Here is a 26188-nt window from a genome sequence, read left to right as displayed (position 1 = left end):
GTCGTGATCAGGTTATGGTTACGTCTTATCCGTGATCTCATCGTGCGCCGGCGGTAACGGTGCCAAATAACCAATGAGCAGAATCAAACTACCTGCGCCAAGGAAGGATATGACCCGCCAAATTGCTTCGGTCTGTGACAGGTCGACCAAGACCAGTTTGAGTACAACCACACCCAATAGCCCGATACCCATAAACCAAAGCGCACGCTGCCAGTAGCGACTGGCCATAATAGTGGCGATTAATGCCAAAAGCGTCCACAACATGGTCAGTCCAGTCTGAACTTGCTCGCTTTGCCACGCGCCGCCTTGATAGTCATTCCATAGTGGAGTACCAATAAAGGCATGAAGTGTCCTGATAAGGATGCTGGATATCAGCCAAAAACTAACAAGACCTAAAACAATCAGCAAATTATTAGTAGTGAAAATTTTCTGAATATTCTTTTGGATGAGCGTGTTTTTTTGGTTTGACTGCTCGTTATTATATTGCTGATTCAGGTAATAAACGCTAAAACCAACGAGTAGCGCTAACCCTGAGGTAACGTCATATAGATTCAACAATGGAAAATAGGGCATACCCCAAATCACGCCATCATAAGACCAGTTGGTAATGATGACCCAACATAGGGCAATTGGCGCAAAGATGGCTGCACTATTTAGCAGTGCCCGTTGCCAATCAAACCAGTACAGCAACCCCTGTGTGGTAGTTTCAGTTATCAGTTCAATTGCCTGTTTGTCTGTTTGATCATCACGGCGATAGCGATAACCACCCCATAATCCAAGGATCATGAATAGGGCTGGAATCAAGACAGCCATCACGCCAGCAGAGGCAGGTAGACCATAGTGTGCCGCTGCTGCGACAACCAAAATACCAGCACTTAGCCAGCTTGTATTATCATAATGTGATGAACGCTCATCGCTATGCCATGTTTTCAGCCACAACTGTCCAACAACCAACCAACCAATGAGTAAACCTGTAAATAGCAACCAGTCTGCGGTCATCCAGTCTAAGTGCTGCTCAAATTTTTGTGGTAGCTGTAGTATCAGCATCAGATAAAACAGGGATAACAAGCCATGGCTAAGCTGTCTGATTTCCGTCCATGCATGGTAACGATTAATGACCCAGTAAATGCTAAGGGTAATCAGTGCTGTGAGTGCAATCATGGTTGATGTGGCTAGCTGCCAATGGGTAAACCATTGATGAAAATCAAGCAGCAGCACATGCAGTACCCATGCCATTGCAGTCATCGTCAAAAACTGTATGAATCTAGGACTGCGCCACACGATATTGAACGCTGTGCTTCGACTATTGATAGATGTCAGCCATTGGCGCGCGGCATCAGTACTGATACCCAATGCATTGGCATAAGTGTCTATCGGGTCTGAGGTCGTGGTGGACGTTTTAAGTATTGTTGAATCGGTTGAATCGGATAAATCGTCGCGCAAGCTATCATTTAATAGTGCGGGCGAGTGGCTACTACGTAAAATAAAGACAGAAGTTAGATAAGCAATGGCTGAAATACTTAAGGCTAAAATAGGATAGTCTTTGCCAGAGAATATAAGAGTAAGCACTAACATACCGATACTGACGAGCTGTAATAACAGACCAAGTAATACTGACCATGCACGTAAGGAGCGCCTACCAAACCACACGAGAGCCAGTCCTTGGACTGACCACCCAAACGCAATCCATTCAGCATCTAACGCGAGCGGAATGACCAAAGCTAAAAAGCCGAACCCGAGTGCCAACATGCCTTCGGTAATCAACGCATAACGCTGACTGCGTTGGACGAATAGCCAGCCTAAGCTAAGATAAATTGTCCCTAAAATCGCACTGACGATGGTCAAGGCATGAGGAATACCATCTAATATCGCAGCAAATAAACCGAATGCCATCAGTGGCACTGAAAATAATAATCCCGTGTCGATAGGAAACAGGTAGGCATGCTGGTCAGTATCTGGTTTTTCGGTGTCGTCAGAGCTGGTACGATTGGCCTGATTAATTGCCTGCTCGTTATCGGTGTTGTAAGCGATGATTTGCTGTGCGTAGCGAATCACGACAAACAGGTAAAGACTCAAATGTAAGGCAACCAACAAAGCCAATGACCAACGCTGTGAATCAATGACAGCGTCTAGATTTCCGCTGATTCCCCAATAATAGGCGAGGCCAAATGTCACAGTCACACCGAATAAATTCAAAATTTTCCACGGGCGGTAATGACCAATGATGGCAATGGCCACATTTAGCAGTAGATAATAGCTGAACAAGGCAACTAGACTGCCTGTATCTTCACTGGTCAAAATCGGTGCGAAAAAACCACCAGACAATGCTAGCAACGCCAATGGGAAGGCGTTCTGACGGACGGCGAGGGCAACAGTGACGGCAGATAATATGCCAAGCCCAATAAAGCTCGGTAAACTTGGAATAATTTGATAGACACTATAAGCAAAAAAGGTGCTCAAGTACGCAATAGCTAGACCTGCGCCTTGTAACGTAATGCCATAAGAGAACCGTTTTGCGGTTAGCTTTAGCCCCAGTGCTGCTAATCCTAAACCTGCGCCACCAATGGCCATGAGTTTGAAGGCAATCGGAATTTCAATATAATCACTGAGTAAGCGCAGCAGTAATACCACGCCAACGAGTAGCACCAATACGCCGACACGCACCACTAAATTGCCACCGAAAAACCAGTTTTTAATAGAATGGAACAGTGAGGTGACGATAGGTAAAGAGCTTTCGTCTGGTTGAATCGCGGTGGTTAGCGTTTTGTTTTTTATCAAGCCTAATGTTTCGGTAGGCTCATTGTCAGAGCTGTTCGATGCCTTTTTTGATAACGGATTTGATAAAGGGTTTGCTTGTAGATTTGAGACTGTAGCAGTTGTTGGCGGTAATGGTGGCCATGTCTGTGCTATTGTATTTGTTTCATCTATTGTGTTGAGAGTTGAACTTTCATTTAGGTTCTCTTTCGTAGCATCACTATTGCTAGCAGCATTGCTTTCGATTGATTGAATACCTGAGGGAGTGGCGTGATTGACTTTTTGCTGCACAAGCTCGGTTTGTAGTTTGTTTACATCACGGCGTAGCTGCCCAATCTGCCGATTAATTCTGACGTAGAGTACGACCACCACAATTAATAGTGCGGTAAAAGCCAACCAACCCAGTTGGTTTATCAATAGATAAAACATCTTCATCACTCAATACAACTTATAATGCAGTGATAATGACGTTATTTGCTAAGAAGTACAATACTGTCCTTGCGACTTATAGTCAGAGAACTACTAAACTGCTACTGTGTTACCCTCCTTAAATGTACTGCTTGTACAATTTGCAGTCGGCTGCCTTGTATCTGTTTTAGACTTCTTTGACTATATTTGAAAGGTCATTTATGAAAAGCTACTCAAAAAGAAGGGCCGCTTAAATACTAAGCGGCCCTTTTTTTATTTTATTTGCTATTTAACCTTTGCGGTATACCGAGAGCTTTTACGCTTCTCTGTTGTTACAACTTATGCCAAGTTGGCTTTCATAAACTCAAGCATGTTTTCCCAGCTTTGTTTGGCAGCGGCTTCGTTGTAGCCAAGATCGACTTCATTTTTGGCAGCACGCTCATCGGCATGCGGGTTGGTAAACCCATGCTTGGCATTGTCATAGACATCGATAGTGTAGTCCACATCGGCGGCATCTAGCTCTGATTTAAGACCTTCGATGGCATCCATTGAGACCATCGAGTCATCACGGCCATGGGCGACCAATACTTTGGCCGTGAAGTTTTTGTCTGCTGGCTGTTTTGGTGATGGATTACCATGGAACGTAGCAACCGCTTTTAATGGCATGCCTTCACGTGCCATATCTAGGACGATTTTGCCGCCGAAGCAATAGCCAATCGCTGCTAAATTGTCACCATCAACAGCTAATTGATCACTAAAGTCATTGAGTATCAAACGGCAACGTGCCATAAGCATGTCTTGATCTTCAAGTACTTGCTCCATCCACATGTTGGCTTGCGCTGCATCGGTGGTCAGCTTACCTTCACCATAGACATCCATCGCTACTGCTGCATAACCTGCTTCTGCCAAGCGCTCGACTACTGATTTCGGATGATCGACCACGCCCCACCATTCTGGAGCCACTAAAATACCTGGTACTGGGTTATCGTCTGATGCGTTTTCTGGCAATGCGACATAGCTAATAAGTTCGATGCCATTTTCAGTAGTGCTGATTAATTCAAATGTTTTAATTGACATATTATTGTCCTTTTTTATGTTGTGAGTTTTATTTATTTGTCATTCTAAGAGTTCGTTTTTCTAACTTGTACTACCTTAACGCCCATAATCAGCAAAAACAGCTATAATAGTGTAACGCTCTTTATTAAAATGCTACTGCGACGCTATGACTATGAATTTGTTGAACAAATCTACTGATAACTTACCTGATGTTTATGTCTCGCAGGTGAAATCAGAAACTAAACCAATCGTGAGCCTGTTTGCTGACAGCGAATCGGATGAAGCATCTGAAACATTGCGCCCACAGTTTTGGGAACGCTTTAAGCTAGATGAGTTGAACCATAGCGAATGGGAAGCTTTGTGTGATGGCTGCGGCAGTTGCTGTTTAATTAAATACATCGATGAAGATGAGAATGGCGATGTGGACGAGGAGCTAGTCGAGTATACCGATGTAACTTGTCAGCTGATGGACTGTGCGACAGGATACTGTGGTCAGTATGCGACACGCCAAGAGCATGTGCCAGATTGTATTCAACTGGCCATGGACAACCTGCCGCAGATGATGTGGCTACCATCGCACTGTGCCTATAAGCGGTTGTATAAAGGACAAAGCTTGCCAAGCTGGCACTTATTATTGACACAAAATGCCGTGGCGACGCAGCAAAAAATGCGCGCTGCCAATGTCGGCGTGGCAGGGCGCTGTGTCTCCGAGACGGGCATGTCTGATGAAGAAATGGAAGATCGAGTGGTTCATTGGGTAAACCCTTAGCCAACCTTCGTCAACCCTGTATAAATGCCAGATTATTCTTAGTCAGAAGCCTGAGCCGCAGATTTGGCTTTGGCCTCCGCGCTATCTTGTGAATCAGCCAGTGGCGGGATAGGGATGTCCTGACGAATCTGTTCAGAGAACTCGCGGCCGTTCTCGTGACTATTATTGCCAGACGCTAGATTCACTTGATTATCAAACCCTTTAACCTTTGGATTGATATGGGTACGCTCGTACCATGTATCCATTGACCACGGCTGACCATTGCTTTCTGGGTTGGCATCTAACATGCCGACATTATATAGATAGTTCGGTAGCCAGCCAGAGACCCAGATGCGGTAATCCCATGGCAGACGATCGCCACTGACGATACGCGCCATATAAAAAATAATATTGGTACAGTTACTGGCCAGCGTATTGTACCAAGCAGGCTTTGCATTCAACTCATCGGCAGCAGTCAAGTAAGACTCAAATAGCGACTTGACCTCGTGTTGCTGCAAATTGCTAACAGGAAATAGATAAACTTGCTCGCCGCGCGCGTTACTACGTGTGTAGATAATATCGCGCTCTTCTGCGGCAATCAGGCTGAGCTCGTAGCGTCTAAAAAACCCAGCGAGGGCAGAAAATGATTCACCCTTTTCTTTACGAATCTCAAATGAAAAGGAGAGTGGTCGATCATCTTCAAAGCGAAAGCTGACTAAGGTATGGGCAATCAGTGGCCCCATCCAATAAGAGTTGATGACATCGACACCAGAGAGTTTGGACATATCGATCGTGCGAGTATCCCAATGCGCGGTGGCATCCTCGGCGGTATGCCAGTCAAAGTTACGAATATTGGTCAGGGTAATCAAATCAGGGTTGTTTGCATCACGCTCATAAGAGACACGTTGGCTGACTTCGCTCATCCAGTCATGCTCTTGCTGCGGTTCAATAGAAAAAAACCAGCCAACGCCACAAAACCAAATCGCAGCGTATAAAGCCGTTAACCACTTAGTTCTGGTTTTGCCACTGGTTTTTGCTTGACTCGTCAAAGGCTGGCTATTTGATGGCTTAGCACTTTTTAGCCAATAGCGGCTTTTGAGCAATGCTGTCAGTACACCAACAATCATGATCCCTGCTAGCCAAGTGATGGCCGAGCGCTCGCCAAACTGATACCAAATGGCAAGCAGCAACCAAATGGCTGATAGTAACAGCGTAATGATGATTAGACACTGCACAATATAATGTCGCCACGTAGACTTTGACGGAGTACCATTCAGAGAGTTGCTTTTCACAGAGCTGCTTTCTACGTTATGGTTATTTGCGCCGCTATGATTTACGCCGCTATGATTTACGCCACCACGAGCCATATCGTTATCTGAACGACGATGATTTGAGCGCGGCGAAAGCAGGCGAGAAAAAACAGAACGTAGCGACATAGCGTTTTTCTTAGTGGATAAAGGCTTTGACCATAGCAAAATTCATAACACACTGACAATACAATTTGAGTGAATTTGTCGTTGAATGTCAGTGAGTCATAAGATAAAGTGAAGCTAATTTGTCGTGGTTTGTTTATGATTTAATACTGAATTAATGATACGCGACCTATTTTGTTTACTGTTTTTATCCCCATCTACGTTTTACCTGTTGTTTGTTCTTACTTTGACTTTTATTAACTAAATTTTTATTAACTAAAGAGGTTAAACCACACTACCATGTCTGACGACACTCCCAGCCCGAGTAGTTGGTCGATGCGCGGCTTAAAACGCTGGCTATCGACCGCCCCTGAAACCCGTGATGAATTGATTCGTTTGGTACAAGACTCGCGTCAATTCTTAGAGCCTGATACTGTCGATATGTTAGAAGGCGTGCTCGACCTGCCTGCGACCCAAGTGCGTGAAATCATGACCCCGCGCCCGCAAGTGATTGGTCTGCATGAAAGTACCAGTCTCGCCGAAGTGATGGATATCATTCTTGAGACCACACACTCGCGCTATCCTGTTTTTGACAGTCAAGATGATGATGCCGTCATTGGTATCCTCTTGGCAAAAGATTTGATACCTATTCTCGTCCATATGGTGCGTGACCAAGAAGATAAAATAGACAGTAAACGTCTCAGAGATTTGGTGCGTCAGCCACTATATATTAGTGAGACAGCACGTTCTGACACCTTGTTACGCTCACTACAACGTACGCAAGTGCATATGGCAATTGTCGTCGATGAGTTTGGTAACTTTGGCGGCGTGGTCACTATGGAAGATTTGCTCGAGGAAATAGTTGGTGATATCGTCGATGAGCATGATGACTTCGATGAAGATAGTGATATTAATAATATTATCGCCGATCCTGAAAAGCCAAATACGTGGCGTGTGCAGGCATCTACGGTGATAGAAGACTGTAATGATGAGCTTGGCTGTCACTTTGATGATACCGATGTCGATACGATGGGCGGTCTGGTCATGCAAGCACTTGGCTTCGTGGGTGATTTAGAAGGTGAGAGCGTCGTAATAGATGATTGGAAAATCACTATTACTGATGTTGAAGGACGTTTTATCCAAAATCTAGAGCTGACCAAAACGGATGCTAACCAGCAAGTTTTGATAGGCAGTCATTAATCTCTTGCTAGCCATCTAAAATTTTATCGAGAAATATAAAAAAACACGATTGCGGTCGTGTTTTTTTTGGTCTGTGATTAGTGCATGCTACGCAATGTTACCTATTAATAGGTTGAGACTGGTATCATGGGCAGGTTTAATTTTTAGATACGGTATAGAATATTATACGGTCAGTTTCAGCTTGGTTTTTACCTGAATACTGACGCTTAAAATTTTGAAAAATATGGTTTTGGATACCTGCTATGCGTCTGTCTACTGTTGATTTGCAAAAACGCCTGAACCCCGAGAAGCCAAAGGGCTTACCTCTAGCATTGACCGTGCTAATTGCCTTGCTGGCAGGTGCGGTGTTTATCTTTGCACTCGCGCCTTATGGTGTGTGGCCTGTAGCATTGGTGTCGCCTGCTATTTTATATGCATTATTGATGCCTGATATGAGTGGCAAGCGTGCTTTTTTGATCGGTCAATCCTATGGCACAGGGCTATGGTGTGTTGGGGCATTTTGGCTTTACACTTCCATTCATACGTATGGTGCCATTCCCGTATGGCTGGCGCTGCTGATGATTGCCATTATGGGGCTAGGCATGGGCTTGTTCCATGGCTTTTTGGCGCTGGTTTTCAATCGAATGGTCGGCCGTCAGCCGTTATCTTTTGCCGCGCTTTGGATACTGCAAGAGTGGATGAAGACGTGGCTGCTCACCGGATTTCCGTGGTTGTTCCTTGGTTATGCCTTTACAGAGCAGCCTTGGCTGTCATCACTCGCTCCAGTCGCTGGGGTGTTTGCTATCTCGTTCGTTGCCGTATTATTGGCTGCCAGCGTGGTCGAGCTGTTGCGTCGCCGTGGCGGCTATATGATTCCTTCGATCGCTTTATTAGTGATTAGCAGCGCGTTATGGCTGATAAATCCGCAATGGACCAAGCCAAAAGGTACGCCAGATCTGTCTGTATCGTTGATTCAAGGTAATATCCCTCAAGATTTAAAATGGTTGAATGAATATCAACTCGAAACCCTAAACATCTATGCAACGTTAACGAGCACAGAGTGGGGAAGTGACCTTGTATTATGGCCTGAATCATCGATTCCTATGTCTCAGATAGCAGCAGCTGATTTTATCAATGAAATGGCAAAACTGGCCAATGAGACTGATACGACATGGGTAACTGGTATACCGTATGTAGACCAAGCCGCTTATGATGCCAGCACCGATAAGTATGCACCTTTTTATAATAGTGTGATTGCTTTAGGCGCAGAAGGAGAAGGGTTGTATAAAAAGCAGCGTTTGGTGCCGTTTGGTGAGTATATTCCGTTTCAAGGGTTGCTAGATGTGTTACCTGACTTGGCTGGTAGTAAAGACATTATGAGCTATAGCCGTGGCAATGACGAGCAGTCACCACTGCGTGTACGTGGTCATAACTTAGGTACGGCAATCTGTTATGAAGTGGCCTATCCTGATACCACTCGTAGAAATGCGGTCGGTACGGACTTTTTATTGACCATCTCAAACGATGCCTGGTTTGGTAAGTCAGCAGGTCCGTTGCAACATTTACAGATGGTACAGATGCGTGCATTAGAGAATGGTCGTTGGTTTATGCGTGCGACCAACACAGGCGTCACGGCTATTATCGATCATAAAGGCCATATCGTTGAGCGTGCACCGCAGTTTGAGCGCACCGTATTACGAGGCAATGTCCAAGCGCGAGTTGGTAGTACGCCTTATATGCGCTTCGGTAATTATCCTATTTTATTCGTTATGGCGCTGCTATTGCTATTAAGCTATTTTGGCAAGCGTGGGGTCGCTCAACTGCGTTTGGGCGCGTCACGCAAATAAGAGACGGTGCTAGGCTATAAAAGAGACTGGCAAAGTTTGCCGATAATAAATCCTTTAAATACTTAAGGGTTTTAACAAATCGGTATAAATTGCGATATAATAGGCCAATATTTCAAATATTTTGTGCAAGGTGGATCAGGTATGTCAGAAGGTATCGTCAATAACAATCCAAAAAAAGAGCTGTTATACACTTTAGGTGGTATTGCCTTGTTTTTAGGTATTGTCTTACTAATTGGTGTTTCTGGATTTTTACGTCCAGCAGGACAGCACATTACTGTTCAGACTGCTGAGGAATTAGCCGCTGCTGATGAAGCAGAAGCGACTGCCGCTGAAGATGCTGCTGTGCCAGCTGATGAAACAGCGCCAGCAGCAACTGATACTGCAGCAGATGCAACGGTTACGCCAGCCACAGTTGCTGGAGATTCTACTGCTGAAGGTTCTACTGACAGCGCAGTAGTGACAGCCGAAGCGGGCTCCGCGACTGCCTCTGGCACCGTTAGCCAAGCCGCTGTGGCTGATGCTGATTTGACTGCAGAGCAAGCAGATGGTGATTTGGAAGCTGGCGACGTAGCTGATGATACGGCAGCGGCACAGTAGTCTGTAATATGGACATTTACATGATCTAATAGTGCTACTTAGCTATCAAGTGATAGGTATTCAAGTAACATATATTCAAGTGAAAGCATTATGAAGTCTCTATCAACAGTGCTATAAGTATAATAGTAGTGTCCTCGAGACTCATAAAAAAAGCCCGTTCTCAACTATTGAGAACGGGCTTTTTTTATGGGTAATTGTGTAATTTTTAACCAATTTTTTCTTTACTTGAATATAACCAAGTGCAACAATACTTCGCCTATATGACCGCCCATCGGAATAAATAGGGGCTTGGTCATTACCAATATGATCTTTAAAGGAATAAAGTTATGGGCACAGAAACACGATCGGGGGCTCATGCTGCTGAATTAGACGCACTAGATACTGGCTTTATGGGGCATCCAACGCCGCTACGTCCATTGTTTTTCACTGAGATGTGGGAGCGGTTTTCTTATTATAGTATTCGCCCGCTACTGGTCTTATTTATGGTGGCGACGGTAGGTAGTGGTGGTTTTGGCTTTGATGAAGTCACCGCTTCTGCTATCTATGGTATTTTCGCGGGTTCGTTGTACTTGGCTGCTGTACCTGGGGGCTGGCTAGCGGATAACTGGCTAGGTCAGGAGAGAGCACTGTGGTGGGGCAGTATTATTATTGCCCTTGGTCATTTGTGTATTGCACTCTCCTCTATGTTTGGCATGACACTGTTCTTTGTCGGTTTAATCTGTATCGTCTTGGGCTCAGGATTATTTAAGACCTGTATCTCAGTGATGGTGGGGGCTTTATACCCCAAAGGTGACTCTCGCCGTGATGGCGGTTTTACCTTGTTCTATATGGGTATTAACATCGGCGCGTTATTGGCTGCGCTGATCGTTGGTGTATTCAAAGAAAAAGGTATGTGGCATGTCGGCTTCGGCGTTGGTGGCTTGGGTATGCTGGTCTCATTGCTCATCTATCGTTTCGTCGCGCAAAAGAACTTGACGCGTTATGCACGAGCTAAAGGTATCACTGCCGAGTGGGAAAAATCCAATGATCAATACAAAAATGTCGGTCGCTGGGTCGCTGGTTTTTTAGCGCTATTAGTCGCCGTAGTGCTATTGGTTTCTACAGGAATGATATCGTTCAATCCTGAGATGGTCGCAGAGTATATGACTTATATAATTGCTGGGGTGGTCATCCTGTACTTTGCTATTATGTTCATTTCACCTAAGCTGGATAAGACAGACAAGCTGCGTTTGTTGATTTGCTTTATCTTAATTATTGGTTCGACGCTGTTTTGGTCGAGCTTTGAGCAGCAACCAACGTCTTTTAACTTGTTTGCTGATCGTTATACCGATTTGAATGTATTAGGGTTTGATGTACCGAGCATTTGGTTCCAGTCGTTGAATCCTTTATTTATTTTAATATTGGCACCCATCATCAGTATCATCTGGGTCAAGCTTGGTAACCGAGGTCTTGAGCCTAGCAGTATGGCTAAGTTTGCACTGGGTATGCTACTCGCAGCGGCAGGTTTTGCCTTAATGATTTTTGCTTCAAAAAGCATCTTAGCGCCTGGTGCTGGCTTAGCGTCGCCACTATGGTTGGTTGGTAGTCTGTTGCTATTAACGTTGGGTGAGTTAGCACTTAGCCCAGTTGGTTTGTCTGCAATGACTAAGCTGGCGCCAGAGGGTATGCAGGGTCAAATGATGGGGCTATTCTTTGCTTCTATCGCAATGGGTAACTTGGTTGCAGCTTTCTTTGGTGGTCATGTATCAGCTGACAAAATCGAAGGGTTGCCAGGTCTATTTACAACCATGACAATATTCTTGGTGGTTACCGCGATATTCTTGCTGATATTAGCAAAACCTATCAATAAAATGCTTAAAGATAGTGAGCGTGAGAAACAGCTAGCCAAGCAATAAGGTATAGTTAATCCACTATAAAACCGCTACAGTGTCAACCTCGCTAACCATACGAATGTATAGCTTGCACTCGGTTTCCTTGTATCGATATTATTTTGGATTAACTATAGGCTGATGTACATTTGTGAATAATAACAGCACAAGTGACGTATGATGAGACGTGTTACCATAATTGGTAGCACGTTTTATTGTTTTAATTGGAGAGATATTTCTCTTGCGCCATTGAAACCCTGCTATCTGCCCAAACATCTAATGGTGTGCTGTTGTGATACGATTCTGCTTTAACCATAGGTAGTTTCCTGTATCTGGTTATTGGCAAACCTTTAACTCTTAAATGATTGAATGTAATTGACTATAACTCTAATAATAATCGGTCAATGACTGCTTAAAATTTTTCCGCTCGAATAAGACGACTATCCATAGCCGCCGCACAGTAATAATTTCTAGAACTAATTTCTTTCGAATTAATTGCTCTACCTCTAATAAGGACACTTTTAATGAATAAACAAATCATCCATGATCGTATCGATAGTCTGCGTCAGACCATAGCTGCACAAGACCTGACAGCGATTATCGTCCCATCTGCCGATCCACATTTATCTGAGTACTTGCCTGAATATTGGCAAGCACGCTTATGGCTGTCAGGATTCACAGGTTCGGTCGGTACGCTCGTCGTGACTGCTGATTTTGCTGGTCTGTGGACAGACAGTCGTTATTGGGTACACGCTGCTGATCAGTTAGACGGCACGGGTATTACTTTAGAGAAGCTGGCTCCAGGTCAGCCCAATCATATTGATTGGTTAGCTGAGCATTTGCAAGAAGGTGATAGTGTGGCAGTCGATGGCAATGTGTTGTCTATCGCTGAGCAGGACCGATTGTTGAACGCATTTGATGCCAATGACATTACTTTAATTACTGAACGTGACGTGTTGACAGAAATATGGACAGATCGTCCAGCGCTACCAGCTGCCAAGTTGTATGCTCATGATGAACAATTTCTTGCTCAGTCTGCCACCTCAAAACTTGCCGCCGTGCGTGCAGGTATGGCAGAGGCAGGAGCGACGCATCATTTACTCTCAAGTTTAGATGACATCGCATGGTTGACCAACTTACGCGGTGCTGATGTTGATTACAACCCTGTGTTTTTGTCACACATGCTCATCAGTGAAAATGACGCGACATTGTTTATCGATAACAATAAAGTCAGTGCTGATATCGCCACAGCCCTAAAAGATAGCGGCATCACGATTGCTGATTATGATGCAGTACAAGAGGCATTGAGCGCGTTGACGCCAGAAGACTTATTGTTATTAGATCCAAGTAAGGTTGCAGTCGGTACGCTATCGAAGATGGCAGACGGTATCGGCTTTATTGAGCAAATGGCGCCAAGTACGCTACTTAAATCTGTTAAAGCTGATGCTGATATCGATCATGTGCGTGAAGCCATGCGTCAAGATGGTGCTGCCTTAGCTGAGTTTTTTGCGACATTTGAGCAGCGCTTAGCAAACGGTGAGCGTTTGAGTGAGTTAGACGTGGATAGCATGCTAATCGATGTACGTAGTCAGCAGCCACACTATGTATCGCCAAGCTTTCCAACGATTGCAGGTTTTAATGAAAACGGTGCGCTGCCACATTACCGCGCAACACCAGAAAAATTCAGCTATCTTGATGTGGCCGAGGGCGAGGGCGGATTGCTACTGATTGACTCAGGCGCGCAATACCAAAATGGCACGACTGATATCACTCGCGTGGTCGGTATCGGACAAGTCAGTTCTGAGCATAAACGCGACTTTACCACAGTGCTAAAAGCCCATATTGCATTGGCAAAAGCGCATTTCCCTGACGGTATCGCTTCACCATTAATCGATGCCATTTGCCGTGCGCCTCTATGGCAGGCACAGATGGACTATGGTCATGGTACCGGTCATGGGGTTGGTTACTTCTTAAATGTCCACGAAGGTCCACAAGTCATTGCTTATAACGCGAGTACGCCGAAAGAGCGTGCCATGAAAGAAGGTATGATTTCAAGTAATGAGCCAGGTCTATACCGTGAAGGCAAGTGGGGTATTCGCATTGAAAATCTAATGGTTAATACGCGTGTGGCAAGCCCTACCGAGACAGAGTTTGGTAAATTCTTAAACTTTGAAACCGTTACTTACTGTCCGATTGATACTCGTTTGATTGAGTCGTCATTGTTGAATCAAGTAGAGATTGACTGGCTCAACGATTATCACAGCCAAGTTTATGCGGAGCTAAAAGACCGTGTCGACGGTGCAGCACTTGAGTGGTTAACTGAGCGTACGCAGGCTATTTAAAGTAAAGGCCTATATCTGCGAATCTAAAATAGAAAAAGCCCTGTAAATCATTTACAGGGCTTTTCCGTTATCGGAACGCAGCATTTAGCTTCGTTATGATTCTTTATTGGTCTGTGATTTATCTTGATCGCTTAGATTTTGGATGACTTCAGCATGTAGCCAAGACTTTAAGTTTTCAGACATCAGCATCATTTGCTCACTGAGGTAATCATCAATTTGTACCTCAAGTTCACGGATCAGTTCTTGATGCGTGGTACTCAGTTTGGCGTCTTTTAATGCCAACTTGATGGCATTACTGGCTTTATCGTTGATGGCTTTAATAGCGCTATCATTTTTAACGCTGCTATCATTATTAACCGTATTGTCTTCAACAGCGTTCGCATGTTCGCTAATGGTTTTATGGTTCGGCGTAGGATTTTCAGTAGCCACACTTTTGGTATTATTTTTTTCAGAGCTATCAGGGATGCTACTATTAGCGTTGTTTTCAGTATTTGTCTCAACTGCTACTACTGACTTATCATTGTTCTTATCAGCGGCTATTGCTGCATTCTTTTCTTGTTCTTTTTGTGCGGCCTCTGCTTCTTCACGCAGTTTGGCCTCTTCTTTTAATTTAGCTTCTTCTTTGAGCTTGGCATCCTCTGCCGCTTTTATTTTCTGTGCTTCTTCGATACGTTGTTGTTCGGCGGCTGCGCGTGCTTGCTCTTGTTTATCAGCAATGGCCTTTGCAATGGCTTGCTCGGCTTCGTGGTTTTCATAAAGCTCATCAATATGAGCATCCAAATCATGGGTTTGAAATTCAAAGCTCTCAAAGGGTGTATCGCTTTGCAGTAAAGTGGTAATGTCTTTTAGCTCTTGGGTAATAGCTGCGCGGATGGGTTCAGGCGCACACGTCCAGCGTTGATAAAACTGATGGGAAAATGAGTAGCTTGACATGGTATCTTCCATAAATGTTCCAAAAATTACCCCTTATCATACGCAAGTAAGATAAGGGGCTGCAAGTGGACAAACGTAGTAAATCTGACACCAAGGTTACAACGCATCTCATTATGCGCTTTTATGCCCTAGTCATTGTTAGGCCAACGTGCAAAGACTAGTGAGCCATTGGTGCCACCAAAGCCAAAGCTGTTCGAAACAGCGTATTGTAGGTTTTCAACTTTACGAGATTGGTTGGCAACATAGTCAAGGTTGCAATTGTCTTCGAGATTATCTAAGTTAATGGTAGGTGGTACATGCTGATGCTGAAGCGCCATTACAGTGAAAATAGCTTCAATACCGCCCGCAGCACCAAGCAAATGGCCTGTCATAGACTTGGTGGAGCTGACCAATATAGTGTCTTTAACTGCTGAAAAGACGGTTTCGATAGCCAGTGATTCGGCGACATCGCCAGCAGGTGTACTGGTACCATGTGCATTGACGTAACCAACTACAGAAGGCTCGATACCCGCATCATGAATCGCATTTTGCATGGCACGGGCAGCACCGCTACCATCTTCTGGTGGCGAGGTAATGTGGCTGGCGTCATCACTCATGCCAAACCCAACCAGTTCTGCCAATATCGTTGCACCACGTGCTTTAGCATGAGCAAGGCTCTCTAATACCATTACGCCAGCACCATCACCGAGTACAAAACCATCACGGTCTTTATCAAATGGACGAGAGGCTTTGGTAGGCTCATCATTGCGCGTTGATAACGCATGCATCGCGGCAAAACCAGACATACCTAAAGGACTTGAGCCTTTTTCGCTACCACCTGCCAGCATGACATCGGCATCACCATGTGCAATCAATCGCGCTGCTAAACCAATGGCGTGTGTTGAAGTTGTACAGGCTGTCGATGTAGCAAGGTTAGGGCCTTTTAGTTTATGTTTGATGGCTACAAGACCAGCTGCCATATTCACAATAGAGCCAGGAATAATAAAAGGCGATACTTTTTTTGGCCCGTGAGCATTGAGCGTCGCACAGCTGTTTTCGATGGTTTGAATACCGCCAATACCTGACCCAATAATCACGCCAAAACGTTCTTGATCGACATTTTTAACGGGCGCATCAGCTGCACCAATCTCATCGATGAAGCCAGCATTATGTAAGGCCATGGTAGTTGCGCCGATGGCATAATGCATAAACTCATCATAGCGGCGCGCATCTTTTGCATTCATATATTGCTTGGCATCGAAGTCTTTGACCACACCGGCAATTTGAGCGCGGTATTCTGTGGCATCAAAGTGAGTGATGGGTACGATACCACTTTCGCCATTCAGAAGTTTGGTCCATGTGCTCTCAAGATCTAGGCCCAGTGGGGTGATAGCTCCCATACCGGTAACGACCACTCGAGTGTCATCATCGCGCTCATAATGAGGCTTTTTTGGACGGCGCTTTGTGCCAGTCGTCGTCGGTGATGTGGCTGTATTGATGTCTTGGCTCATGCTATATGTCCTGTACTTGCGTTCCTAAAAGGATGGTTTTTTCTGATATTATTTGATTGCGCTGTCGTCATATCGTTTGTTACTGTCGCGTTATACTATTTATAGCGTCATACATGCATTTTTACAACCATTATAAAACACTTAAGTGTACATATGTAAACTTAAGTGTAGTGTACTTGCGAAGCCTAACGAGTGTATCAAAGGCTACCTGCTGCTTTAGCTATCTATTGCTTTAATAGTATAAAGGTATTGCTGATGACTGCCTATACTTTGACTATGTAGTTTATCCACGATAAGGCCGTTACTATCTAAGGTAAAGACATTATGTTGTCGTCTCGCTAAATATACTCATGTATAACTTATACTGGGTACATTGATATCAATATAACCATGTTCTATTGGACTGGTAATAACAACAGACATTAGTGAGACCTGCAGTATAGTAATGAAATCTGCTACGCAAAACAGACTTGTCCCAACACCACGTTTTTACTTGCACCCGTCACTGCTGGCAAATTACCTGTTTCACCCATCAATGTTTGTCTTGCTAGCCATGCAAAAGCAACGGCTTCTACCCACGTTGGATCCAGTCCCAAGCTCGCAGTCATTTCTATTGTGCAATGAGGAAGGTGTACCTGCAAGCGTGTCATTAAATAGCCATTCAATGCACCGCCACCGCAGACATATACCGCAGTATTTTTATTAGCGTCGATAAATTGATTAATTTGCGCACTCGCACTGATGGCCGTCAGTTCAGTGAGTGTAGCCTGTACATCTGCTGACGAATAACGAATGATAGCAGATGCTTGTTCGAATTTTTGTAGCTCTTCTTGCAGCCATGCTAAGTTAAAGTCTTCACGCCCAGTACTTTTGGGATAAGGTTTTGCAAAAAACGGATGTACCAACAGCTGGTTGAGCAGCGGCTCAATGACTTGACCAGACTGCGCCCATGCACCACCCGCATCATAACCTTTATTCGTATGCAACGCTGTCCATGCATCCAATAGTAAGTTGGCAGGGCCAGTGTCGTAACCCACAACGCCATTATCTACAACATTACCTATGATACTGTCTGGTTGATTTGATGAGTTAGTAGAAGTCGCTGGCAAGACAGTGATATTAGCAATGCCGCCCAAGTTCAATAACACGCGAGTACTGTCAGGCGTGGCAAACAGTGCTTGATGAAAGGCTGGAACCAATGGCGCACCTTGACCACCAACGGCCATATCACGGCGTCGAAAATCGCTAACCACACTGATACCTGTACGCTCAGCGATGATATTGGCATCGAGTAACTGTAAGCTAAAGCCCATCTGCGGACGATGGCGCACAGTCTGACCATGACAGCCAATGGCTAGCACCAACTCTACATCGGTATCGGCTTGTTTTAATAACGTATTGACCACCTCACTTGCAAACTCACCATACTCGCGACTTGCCCAGCCGAACCAGTCCAGCTCGCTATTTGGTTCGTCAGCTGTGGGTGTTAATGCCTGAACACCGTTGGGCTGACATAATGCTAACAATACTTCACGCAGTCGCGGTGGGAAGTCTTGACTATAAGAAGCTAACAAGCGCATGGGCTGCTGCGTTTCTTCTTCATTACCAGTATCTGTACCGAATTGACAAAGAACGGCATCCATACCGTCCAAACTGGTGCCCGACATCATGCCGATATATAAGCCATCATCGAAGTTTTCAAACACAGTCTGCTCAAGTGCCTCAGTAAGTGTGGCATAATTTAAATCGTCAATATTTTCCAAGCTATTATCCAAATCACTGTCCATCTCTAAATCTGGATGAGTATTGTGTCGAGTATCAGCAATCGATGCGGGGTTGGTCATGGCAATTTACCTTAAAAAACGCTAGTATATCCGTCAAATTCTAACATCTTTTGCAGGCTACGAGACCTTAATACCATTCCCAAAATCAGAGCAGCAAGGAAAATGAGTGTAAGTCCTGTATTTAGTAGACTAAACGAGTTTGCCACCGCTCATCGTATTTTTTGGTTTAGTAACATTTAGTATAAATAGCCCAAACGTTTAACCCTTAATAAAGACAATAAAGAGATCATCATGACCACGCAAACTTACACCCTAGAAGAACAACTTGCTCTTATCCAACGCGGAACACAAGAAATCCTATCTGAAGAGGATTTAGTGGCGAAGCTTAAGCTAAACCGTCCATTGCGTATCAAGGCAGGCTTTGATCCTACTGCACCTGACCTGCATTTAGGTCATACCGTACTAATCAATAAGCTTAAGCACTTTCAAGACTTAGGTCATGAGATTTATTTCTTAATTGGTGACTATACGGCCAAGATTGGTGATCCTTCTGGCAAAAACAGCACGCGTCCGCCATTGACTGATGAGCAAATTAAAGCCAATGCCACGACCTATGCTGAGCAAGTATTTAAAATCTTAGACAAAGAAAAAACCCGTGTAGTTTTTAACTCAGAATGGTTTAACGATATGTCAGCGGCAGATATGATTCAGCTTGCCAGTCAGCAAACCGTTTCGCGTATGCTTGAGCGTGATGATTTCTCTAAGCGTTATGCCTCACAGACCCCAATCTCGATCCATGAGTTTTTGTATCCGCTCGTGCAAGGCTATGATTCTATCGCGCTGAAAGCCGATGTTGAGCTTGGTGGTACCGATCAGACCTTTAACCTATTGATGGGTCGTACGTTGCAAGGCCGTTATGGTCAAGGGCAACAAGTATGTATTACCGTACCAATTTTGGAAGGCTTGGATGGCGTTAATAAAATGTCTAAGTCTTTAAATAACTACGTGGCCATTTATGACGCACCGGGCACGATGTATCAAAAAATCTTATCTATGCCAGATACATTAATTCGCCGCTATTATGAATTTTTAAGCTTTAAACCAATGGATGAAGTCGAAGGTCTACTGGCAGAAATGGAAAATGGTCGTAATCCACAGGAAATCAAACGTATTCTAGCGGAAGAGTTAATCGAGCGTTTCCATGATGCTGATGCCGCTGCCAATGCGCACAAATCAGCGGGTAATGTGTTGGCTGATGGCGAATTGCCAATCGATTTGCCAGAAGTAACGGTAGATCTAGAAGGTCAGGATGCACTGTTTATCACTCAAGTACTGAATCAATCTGGGCTTGCGAAAAATAGTTCATCTGCCAAAGACATGGTAAAACGCGGCGTAGTAAAAGTAGATGGCGATGTGGTTGATGCAGGTTTCAACTTAACTTCTGGGCAAACCGTGGTTATCCAAGCAGGCAAAAAAGCCTATGCGAAAGTGACTGTTGGATAATATGGATAAGATTTCAATACTTGAAGAGATAAGCAAAGAAATTATAGAGTTACAATATGATGATTCTAGAAGAGCTGAAAAGCTCTATTCTAGAGTCAGTGTTATAGTTGAGAAGTTTTTTGATTCTAAAGTGAAATATATAAATGAGCTTTATGCGATCAGATACCTTTTAAAAGGTATCAACTGTAGTGCGACTGGATCTGACAAAGAAATAAAGTGGCAAGAAGGTAAAGAGAAGCTGGAAAATCTAGTCAATACTTTAGTTTATGATGTCAATATTTCTAAAAAACTAACAGGGGGACAAATTATGTCCGCTTTTGATAATCAGAGTAAGTGCTCAAAAGTCTTTATCGTTCACGGTCACGATGATGGCGCGAAAAATGAAGTAGCAAGGTTTATTGAAAAAATTGGTTTTGAAGCTGTTATCCTCCATGAGCAAGTAGACTCTGGTGCTACAATTATAGAGAAGTTAGAAAAACATACGGATGTAGGTTTTGCTATCGTTCTCTATACTGAGTGTGACATCGGCGGAGTTATTAAGTCTAAACTAGAAGAATTCAAACCAAGAGCAAGGCAAAATGTTATTTTTGAACATGGACTCTTAATCGGTAAGATTGGTCGAGCGAATGTTGTTGCACTTGTGAAAGGTAATGTCGAAATTCCCAATGATATATCAGGTGTAGTCTATAAGCCTATGGACACAGGTGGAGCTTGGAAATATAGCATTGCTAGAGAAATGAAAAGCTCTGGCTATGATGTTGATATGAACAAAATTGACTAATTGGATGTAATAATGACAGACAAGACAGTTCGGCAAGGCATCTACCGCCATTATAAAGGCAGCCTTTATCAAGTGTTGCATACCGCGCAGCATTCAGAAACCGAAGAATCGCTAGTGGTTTATCGTTGCCTATACGGTGAATATGGCGTGTGGGTTCGTCCTTTAACGATGTTTACTGAAACCGTCATGGTAGATGGTAAGCAAGTGCCACGGTTTGAATTAATCAAAGACTTAAACGATTAGTTTCAGTTTTCTGCGAACACATCTCACAGCTGACTCAACAAAAAAGCGACTTTCAAAGTCGCTTTTTTATGTCTACTTAGACCAATATCTTAAGGGTTAATGATGCAAAAACTGCTTTAACACCTGATAAAAAGCCACAGGCGCATCCATTGGCACCGCATGACCAGATTTCGGTAAAACCGTTGCAGTGGCGTTGGGCAGTAACTCAAGCAACTGTTGTTGCCGTTTTGGATCATACAACTGCGAGCGTCCACCAATTAACAAGGTGATTGGAATAGTTACCGTTGGCAAAACGTCGCGGTAGTCATAGGGCAGCGCAACATAGGCAGATAGACAGCGTAGTTTATGTTGCCATGTTGCGTGCTTCATTAATGAGATTTTGTGCGGTGCTCGATAGCTCAAGGTTTTCGTCAATACCTGTGAAGGTTTGGTGCTGACAGAGAGCAGTGAAAACGAGCGCTCTATATCCAACAAATCTGCTTTTAATCGATAGGGTAGATGACGAAAATCATCAACGTGCATATATGGCTCAGCATGAGAAATTAACCGCGTAAACTGAGCAAATAATTCTGTCTGACGTGTACTAAAGACGCCGCCATCTTGCCAGTCGGGCTGATTATGGATAAGAGGCGATTGGTCAATATTCAGATAGCGGCTGACACTGTCATGACCAAAACGCTTAAAGTATGCCCACATGACCAATGCACCCATCGATATCGCAGCAATAGGTAAGGCGTCTACGGTTGTCTGTTGACGAATATGCTGTACCACTTGCTGTGTGTCTTCTGCATATTGTTCAATAAAGTCAAACGTTGGTAACGTCAAATCACTGGCCAAACCAAAACCACGAAAATGCGGCAAATAAAAGCAGTATTGTCGGGTCAGGGATAATATAAACGGCAAAAACTGCCGTGCATCCATACCAAAAGCATGTAATAGCAGCACAGGTTGACCTTTGCCAATCACAGATATCGGTATCATCGTACCGTCAGTCGCTGTCACATGAGTGGTTTGCAGTTGGTATTGCTCAGGTATTTTGAATGCCATGTTGAACGTCGCTTTGAACATATGGGATTTATATGGATTTAACTATACTACTGCCAGAGTTTGGCGTAGTTAGCATCACTAATGTTAGCAATATCTAATGTTGATAGCATCTCACGTAGGGCGGTCCAACGTTCGGCATCTGGTTGGATAGGTGCTATCAAGCGCTTCAAAGTGTCGTTGATAATGTCGTCCATCAATGCCGATGGTGTCTCATCTGTATAGGCATAATAAATAGTGAGTGCTTGTTCGGGATTGTCGATACACAACTGCGCCATTGCTGTACTGACGGATACAAACTGTGTCAACGCTTCTGACTTTTCTTCCCAAATACTGTGGGTGGTCATCAGCTCCAATGCCGAAAAGTTGGGATACGGTGATAAGTGCTGATCAATAAAGGTATAGTCAAGCCCTGTATGATTGGCCTCAATACCTTCAAAGTTATAGAAGCACAACCATGCGCCATCAAATTCGCCTGCTTCATCACCCTTTTGTAAGTTTTCTAAGTGCTGAAAATCGGTCTCTACAAAACTGACATTAGCGACATCTAACACAAAACCATTTTTCTTGGCATAACGGCTTAAAATCTCAAAGCCAATTTTATTGGTAATAGGGTTTGAGGCAGGTGTTGTAATACGAATCGGTTGGTTCTGATGCAATTTATCAAGGCTGCTTTGCTTGATAAGCACGCCACCATCCGTCACAAAAAAACAGCCCAATGCTTTTAAGTCTTCAAAATAATGCTCGAATAAGTGAATCGGTTCGTTCACGTGTAAATCAATATTGCCTGCTTCTAATTCTGCAAAGCCATCATAATGTTCAGTTGGCTCTATCATTTTGATATCAAGCCCTGCATCAGAATAGGCGCCAGTATGAATGCCCGCAATAAAAGGCAGGTGATCTGGATTTAAAAACCATTCTAGCGTCAGAGTGAGCGGCGTATTAGCCATAAAATGTCCTTATAGTTTAATAAATAACAGTATTGATGAGCGATGGTCTTGATGGTTTAGCCTCTCGATAACTGAGAGTGTCAAAGAGTAAGAGAGCTGACCATAGCATAAAATAAAAGTGGTTATGACAGTTAATGCTCGATCATCTTACGTCTATAGTAGTGATAAAACTCATAATGATAAAGCAGCAAAAAATTAGGCGGCAATACCGTATCTGTTATCGATAAAGTATTGCCGCCTAATGGTAAACCTACTATTTACTTGTGTTAACTAACCATCATTTTTTGCAATGGTTAAGCCATTATACGTTTGCGCAACTGGCATCACTTCTAAGCGGTTCACGTTGATATGTGCAGGCGACTCAATCAACCATAATAAAATATCGCCAACATCGTCACCAGTCATGGTTTTGAAGCCGTCATAAACCTTGGCAGCTTTGTCGTCATCGCCATGATAGCGCACATTTGAAAACTCAGTGCCCGCTACATTACCTGGCTCAAGATTGGTCACGCGTACTTGCGTGCCAAGTAAGTCAGCTCGCAAGTTTAGACTGAACTGTTTTACAAATGCTTTAGTCGCGCCATAGACGTTACCACCAAAGTACGGCCAGCTGCCTGCAATCGAGCCAACATTGATGATATAACCGCTATCACGAGCCACCATAGCTGGCAAGACTGCATGGGTCAAGGCCATTAACCCTTTGATATTGGTATCGGTCATGCGCATCCAGTCATCTAGATTGGACTCTTGTGCTGGCCCAGCGCCCAGCGCCAATCCTGCATTATTAACCAAGACATCGATTTGGTTAAAACCGTCAGGCAAGTCAGCAATGATTTGTGGAATAGAAGCCGTATCGCTGACATCCATGACCACAGGTAAAAATGCCTCGCCCAAATCTGCAGCCAAAGCTTGTAACTTATCGAGGCGTCTGGCACAGCCAATCACGCGATGGCCTTTTGCCACCAAACGCTCAGCCAATGCCTTACCAAAACCTGCGCTAGCGCCTGTAATCAATACGTTCATGTTATATCCTTATCATTGATACTGTATGCTTTTGTCATGACTATCTAAAATAACCGAATGCCTTGCTAAGATAACCGAATACCTTAGTTTAAAGGTTACTGATTTAGTTGCTTACCAAATATCTTATCACCAGCATCGCCAAGACCTGGAATGATATAGCCGTGCTCATCCAAATGGCTATCCAATGCGGCAGTATAAATAGTCACATCAGGATGTGCTTCGTTGACCACACGTACACCTTCAGGCGCAGCTACTAATACGAGTGCTTTAATATTAGTACAGCCATTTTTCTTTAGCATATCAATAGTCGCAACCATAGAGCCGCCTGTTGCTAGCATCGGATCGATGATAAGTGCTGGGCGTTTGTCCATGTGGCTGACGAATTTTTCAAAAAATGGTACTGGCTGTAAGGTTTCTTCGTCACGTTGCAAGCCTACGACAGAGATTTTTGCAGTAGGAATCAGATCGAGCACCCCGTCCAACATGCCGATGCCTGCACGTAAAATTGGTACAATCGTTGCTGTCTTACCGATGATTTGCTCACCAGTGATTTCGCCACACCATCCTGCCATTGGGAACGTTTCAATCTCGAAGTCCCGGCTTGCTTCATATGCCATCAAGCGCGCAAGCTCTTTGGTCAATGTACGGAACTTATAAGTACTACAATCTTTTTCACGCATAAGGCTGAGCTTATGACGAACTAGTGGATGATCGATTACCGTAATTTTTAAACCGCTATTTAAGTCGCTCATAGAATCTCTCTTGATTTTGGGGCTGATGCTTGCGCAGTCACTGCGGTTGCCATTATTATAAAAGATACAAACACATACCACGTGTCCACTATATATTTGACGCATCAATATTAAAATTAATGCGCAAGGTAGCCAAATGCTTCTATCACACTTTTGACATGATAGAGGTTAAGACTGTATGGCTCATAAGTATGATTAAGATGTTATCAAAAACGCATCTAAAGTATCATTACATTTCGAGCCGACTATATTTGACTATATAAAGTGATTATAAATGTAGTAGTGTTTAGACCTGCTATGATACCAAAAAAACGACTTTTCTGATGAAGAATATCATGACCAAACAACCAGACAGTGCTCAAAAAAATACTAATACTACCAATGACAACCCAGTTTTATCCGAAACAAATGCCGCAAAAGTAGAAACACATCCTTTTCTACCTGTATTACCGCCCAATGCCACCGTCATGATGATGGGCACGTTTCCACCGACTAGTGATAAATGGGCCATGAGTTTTCACTATCCTAATTTTTATAATGATATGTGGCGTATCTATGGACTTGTATTTTTTGATGATGCAGATTATTTCAGAGTAGGGGACGAGAAGCGCTTTGATCCTGAACGTATTCGCGCCTTTATGTTTGACCGAGGTATCGCTTCTTGTCCGACGGTAAAGCAAGCCATTCGTGAGACGGGCAATGCGTCTGACAAGAACTTAACGGTAGTAACGCCTGTTGATTTAGATGATATCTTGCTACAAGTGCCAAAAGTTAAAACGTTGTTTACCACAGGTGGTAAGGCAACTGAGGTACTACTCAATTTATTAAGCGAGCCACCTACTAAGTCCAAGTATCCTAAGACCAATCAAAGTATAGATTACCCTTATGAATGGCAAAGTACAGGTAAGAAAGCTGATGTGAATAATCTAACCTTATATAGGTTGCCATCAACTTCACGGGCATACCCTTTATCATTAGATAAAAAAGCCGCTGCGTATAGAGCATTTTTTGAAAAAATAGGTAAGTTATAAAAAAGATCATCCTATATAGAAGAAGATGATTTCAACCAAAAAACTGTTTAAGACAATGAGAAGTTTATTTTCATAGCTAACCTTTTGATAAGTAGCCAGTATTCCTGAGGGACTCTTATAAACTATAGAATAGTTTATAAGAGTCCTTGACCGCGCCATCAAACCGAGTATAATGCCACCCAGTCAGAAGGGAAGGGTATTTAGGAAGTGGTTAATCACTCAACGAATATCTTAAGTAAATTAGTTTTAAACTAATAAAATTTACTTCTTGACTTAGTAAAATAAGCGTCTATAATACGCACCTCATTAGGGGGAACTAGCAGTTAGGAAGTGTATAATTACACTGAAATAACGTGGTTAACTTACTGAAACGAGATAAAAAAAGAAGTTGACAGACTATTAAAACATGATATGATAGTCAGCTCGCTAAATAGGATAAGCCG

The 26188-nt window shown here is 43.6% G+C and carries 20 protein-coding genes; 10 read left to right on the top strand and 10 right to left on the bottom strand.

Features of this window, described 5'->3' with window-relative positions; translation table 11 throughout:
- Window positions 1-18 precede the first annotated feature (18 nt).
- Together I6E61_RS11155 and I6E61_RS11150 are read right to left on the bottom strand one after the other, a co-directional pair.
- Complete coding sequence (locus I6E61_RS11155; RefSeq protein WP_227685840.1) at window positions 19-3189, bottom strand: DUF2339 domain-containing protein; 3171 nt, start codon at window positions 3187-3189, stop codon at window positions 19-21.
- A 312-nt stretch (window positions 3190-3501) separates the two neighbouring features.
- Entirely contained in the window at window positions 3502-4239 is a 738-nt protein-coding gene (locus I6E61_RS11150) for a dienelactone hydrolase family protein (protein ID WP_197134772.1), read from the bottom strand.
- A 145-nt stretch (window positions 4240-4384) separates the two neighbouring features.
- Between I6E61_RS11150 and I6E61_RS11145 the strand changes: the two genes are divergently transcribed.
- A complete protein-coding gene (locus I6E61_RS11145; RefSeq protein WP_197134769.1) occupies window positions 4385-4987 on the top strand; it encodes a YcgN family cysteine cluster protein in 603 nt (200 codons plus the stop codon).
- A gap of 38 nt (window positions 4988-5025) precedes the next feature.
- On the opposite strand, the gene I6E61_RS11140 is transcribed toward I6E61_RS11145, so the two are convergent.
- Window positions 5026-6402, bottom strand: coding sequence for a DUF4105 domain-containing protein (locus I6E61_RS11140; protein WP_197134766.1), 1377 nt, complete (start codon window positions 6400-6402; stop codon window positions 5026-5028).
- 276 nt (window positions 6403-6678) lie between these two features.
- Between I6E61_RS11140 and I6E61_RS11135 the strand changes: the two genes are divergently transcribed.
- The 5 genes from I6E61_RS11135 (at window position 6679) to I6E61_RS11115 (ending at window position 14211) form a co-directional block, all read left to right on the top strand.
- Window positions 6679-7578: a CBS domain-containing protein gene (locus I6E61_RS11135; protein ID WP_197134763.1), complete on the top strand. Its 900-nt coding sequence runs from the start codon at window positions 6679-6681 to the stop codon at window positions 7576-7578.
- Window positions 7579-7820: 242 nt separating this feature from the next.
- Window positions 7821-9404: an apolipoprotein N-acyltransferase gene (gene lnt, locus I6E61_RS11130; protein ID WP_197134753.1), complete on the top strand. Its 1584-nt coding sequence runs from the start codon at window positions 7821-7823 to the stop codon at window positions 9402-9404.
- A gap of 141 nt (window positions 9405-9545) precedes the next feature.
- Window positions 9546-10001, top strand: a complete 456-nt coding sequence (locus I6E61_RS11125; protein WP_197134750.1) for a hypothetical protein — start codon at window positions 9546-9548, stop codon at window positions 9999-10001.
- Window positions 10002-10327: 326 nt separating this feature from the next.
- The gene (locus I6E61_RS11120) at window positions 10328-11896 is read left to right on the top strand and encodes a peptide MFS transporter (RefSeq protein WP_197134747.1); all 1569 of its coding nucleotides are present in this window, start codon (window positions 10328-10330) and stop codon (window positions 11894-11896) included.
- A gap of 497 nt (window positions 11897-12393) precedes the next feature.
- Window positions 12394-14211 carry an aminopeptidase P family protein gene (locus I6E61_RS11115; protein ID WP_197134744.1) on the top strand — a complete coding sequence of 606 codons (1818 nt, stop codon included), beginning with the start codon at window positions 12394-12396 and terminating at the stop codon, window positions 14209-14211.
- A gap of 93 nt (window positions 14212-14304) precedes the next feature.
- Here the strand turns inward: I6E61_RS11115 and I6E61_RS11110 are convergent, their stop codons facing one another.
- From I6E61_RS11110 to I6E61_RS11100, 3 genes are all read right to left on the bottom strand, one after another.
- Complete coding sequence (locus I6E61_RS11110) at window positions 14305-15156, bottom strand: cell envelope integrity protein TolA (protein ID WP_197134742.1); 852 nt, start codon at window positions 15154-15156, stop codon at window positions 14305-14307.
- A gap of 116 nt (window positions 15157-15272) precedes the next feature.
- On the bottom strand, window positions 15273-16634 hold the full coding sequence (fabF, locus tag I6E61_RS11105) for a beta-ketoacyl-ACP synthase II (protein WP_197134739.1): 1362 nt from the start codon (window positions 16632-16634) through the stop codon (window positions 15273-15275).
- Window positions 16635-17089: 455 nt separating this feature from the next.
- Window positions 17090-18478, bottom strand: coding sequence for an anhydro-N-acetylmuramic acid kinase (locus I6E61_RS11100; protein WP_197134737.1), 1389 nt, complete (start codon window positions 18476-18478; stop codon window positions 17090-17092).
- Window positions 18479-18709: 231 nt separating this feature from the next.
- Here I6E61_RS11100 and tyrS point away from each other — a divergent pair, with 231 nt between their 5' ends.
- From tyrS to I6E61_RS11085, 3 genes are read left to right on the top strand one after another with little or no spacing between them, the layout of a single operon-like run.
- A complete protein-coding gene (gene tyrS, locus I6E61_RS11095; RefSeq protein ID WP_197134734.1) occupies window positions 18710-19921 on the top strand; it encodes a tyrosine--tRNA ligase in 1212 nt (403 codons plus the stop codon).
- A gap of 1 nt (window position 19922) precedes the next feature.
- Window positions 19923-20702 carry a TIR domain-containing protein gene (locus I6E61_RS11090; RefSeq protein WP_197134731.1) on the top strand — a complete coding sequence of 260 codons (780 nt, stop codon included), beginning with the start codon at window positions 19923-19925 and terminating at the stop codon, window positions 20700-20702.
- A 12-nt stretch (window positions 20703-20714) separates the two neighbouring features.
- Entirely contained in the window at window positions 20715-20945 is a 231-nt protein-coding gene (locus I6E61_RS11085) for a DUF1653 domain-containing protein (RefSeq protein ID WP_197134728.1), read from the top strand.
- Between the two features lie 96 nt (window positions 20946-21041).
- Here I6E61_RS11085 and I6E61_RS11080 read toward each other — a convergent pair whose 3' ends face one another.
- From I6E61_RS11080 to upp, 4 genes are all read right to left on the bottom strand, one after another.
- Entirely contained in the window at window positions 21042-21992 is a 951-nt protein-coding gene (locus I6E61_RS11080) for an alpha/beta fold hydrolase (RefSeq protein ID WP_227685838.1), read from the bottom strand.
- Between the two features lie 47 nt (window positions 21993-22039).
- Complete coding sequence (locus I6E61_RS11075) at window positions 22040-22939, bottom strand: ABC transporter substrate-binding protein (protein ID WP_197134723.1); 900 nt, start codon at window positions 22937-22939, stop codon at window positions 22040-22042.
- Window positions 22940-23209: 270 nt separating this feature from the next.
- On the bottom strand, window positions 23210-23962 hold the full coding sequence (locus tag I6E61_RS11070; protein ID WP_197134720.1) for an SDR family NAD(P)-dependent oxidoreductase: 753 nt from the start codon (window positions 23960-23962) through the stop codon (window positions 23210-23212).
- 95 nt (window positions 23963-24057) lie between these two features.
- Window positions 24058-24714, bottom strand: a complete 657-nt coding sequence (gene upp, locus I6E61_RS11065) for a uracil phosphoribosyltransferase (RefSeq protein ID WP_110923541.1) — start codon at window positions 24712-24714, stop codon at window positions 24058-24060.
- A 467-nt stretch (window positions 24715-25181) separates the two neighbouring features.
- Here upp and I6E61_RS11060 point away from each other — a divergent pair, with 467 nt between their 5' ends.
- Window positions 25182-25745 (top strand): DNA glycosylase, encoded by a 564-nt coding sequence (locus I6E61_RS11060; RefSeq protein WP_369074425.1) that lies wholly within the window; start codon window positions 25182-25184, stop codon window positions 25743-25745.
- Window positions 25746-26188 lie beyond the last annotated feature (443 nt).

Source organism: Psychrobacter sp. NZS113, assembly GCF_015864825.1.
Classification (GTDB): Bacteria; Pseudomonadota; Gammaproteobacteria; order Pseudomonadales; family Moraxellaceae; genus Psychrobacter.
Note: the sequence above shows the minus strand (reverse complement) of the source record. Positions and strands in the feature narration are given on the sequence as shown.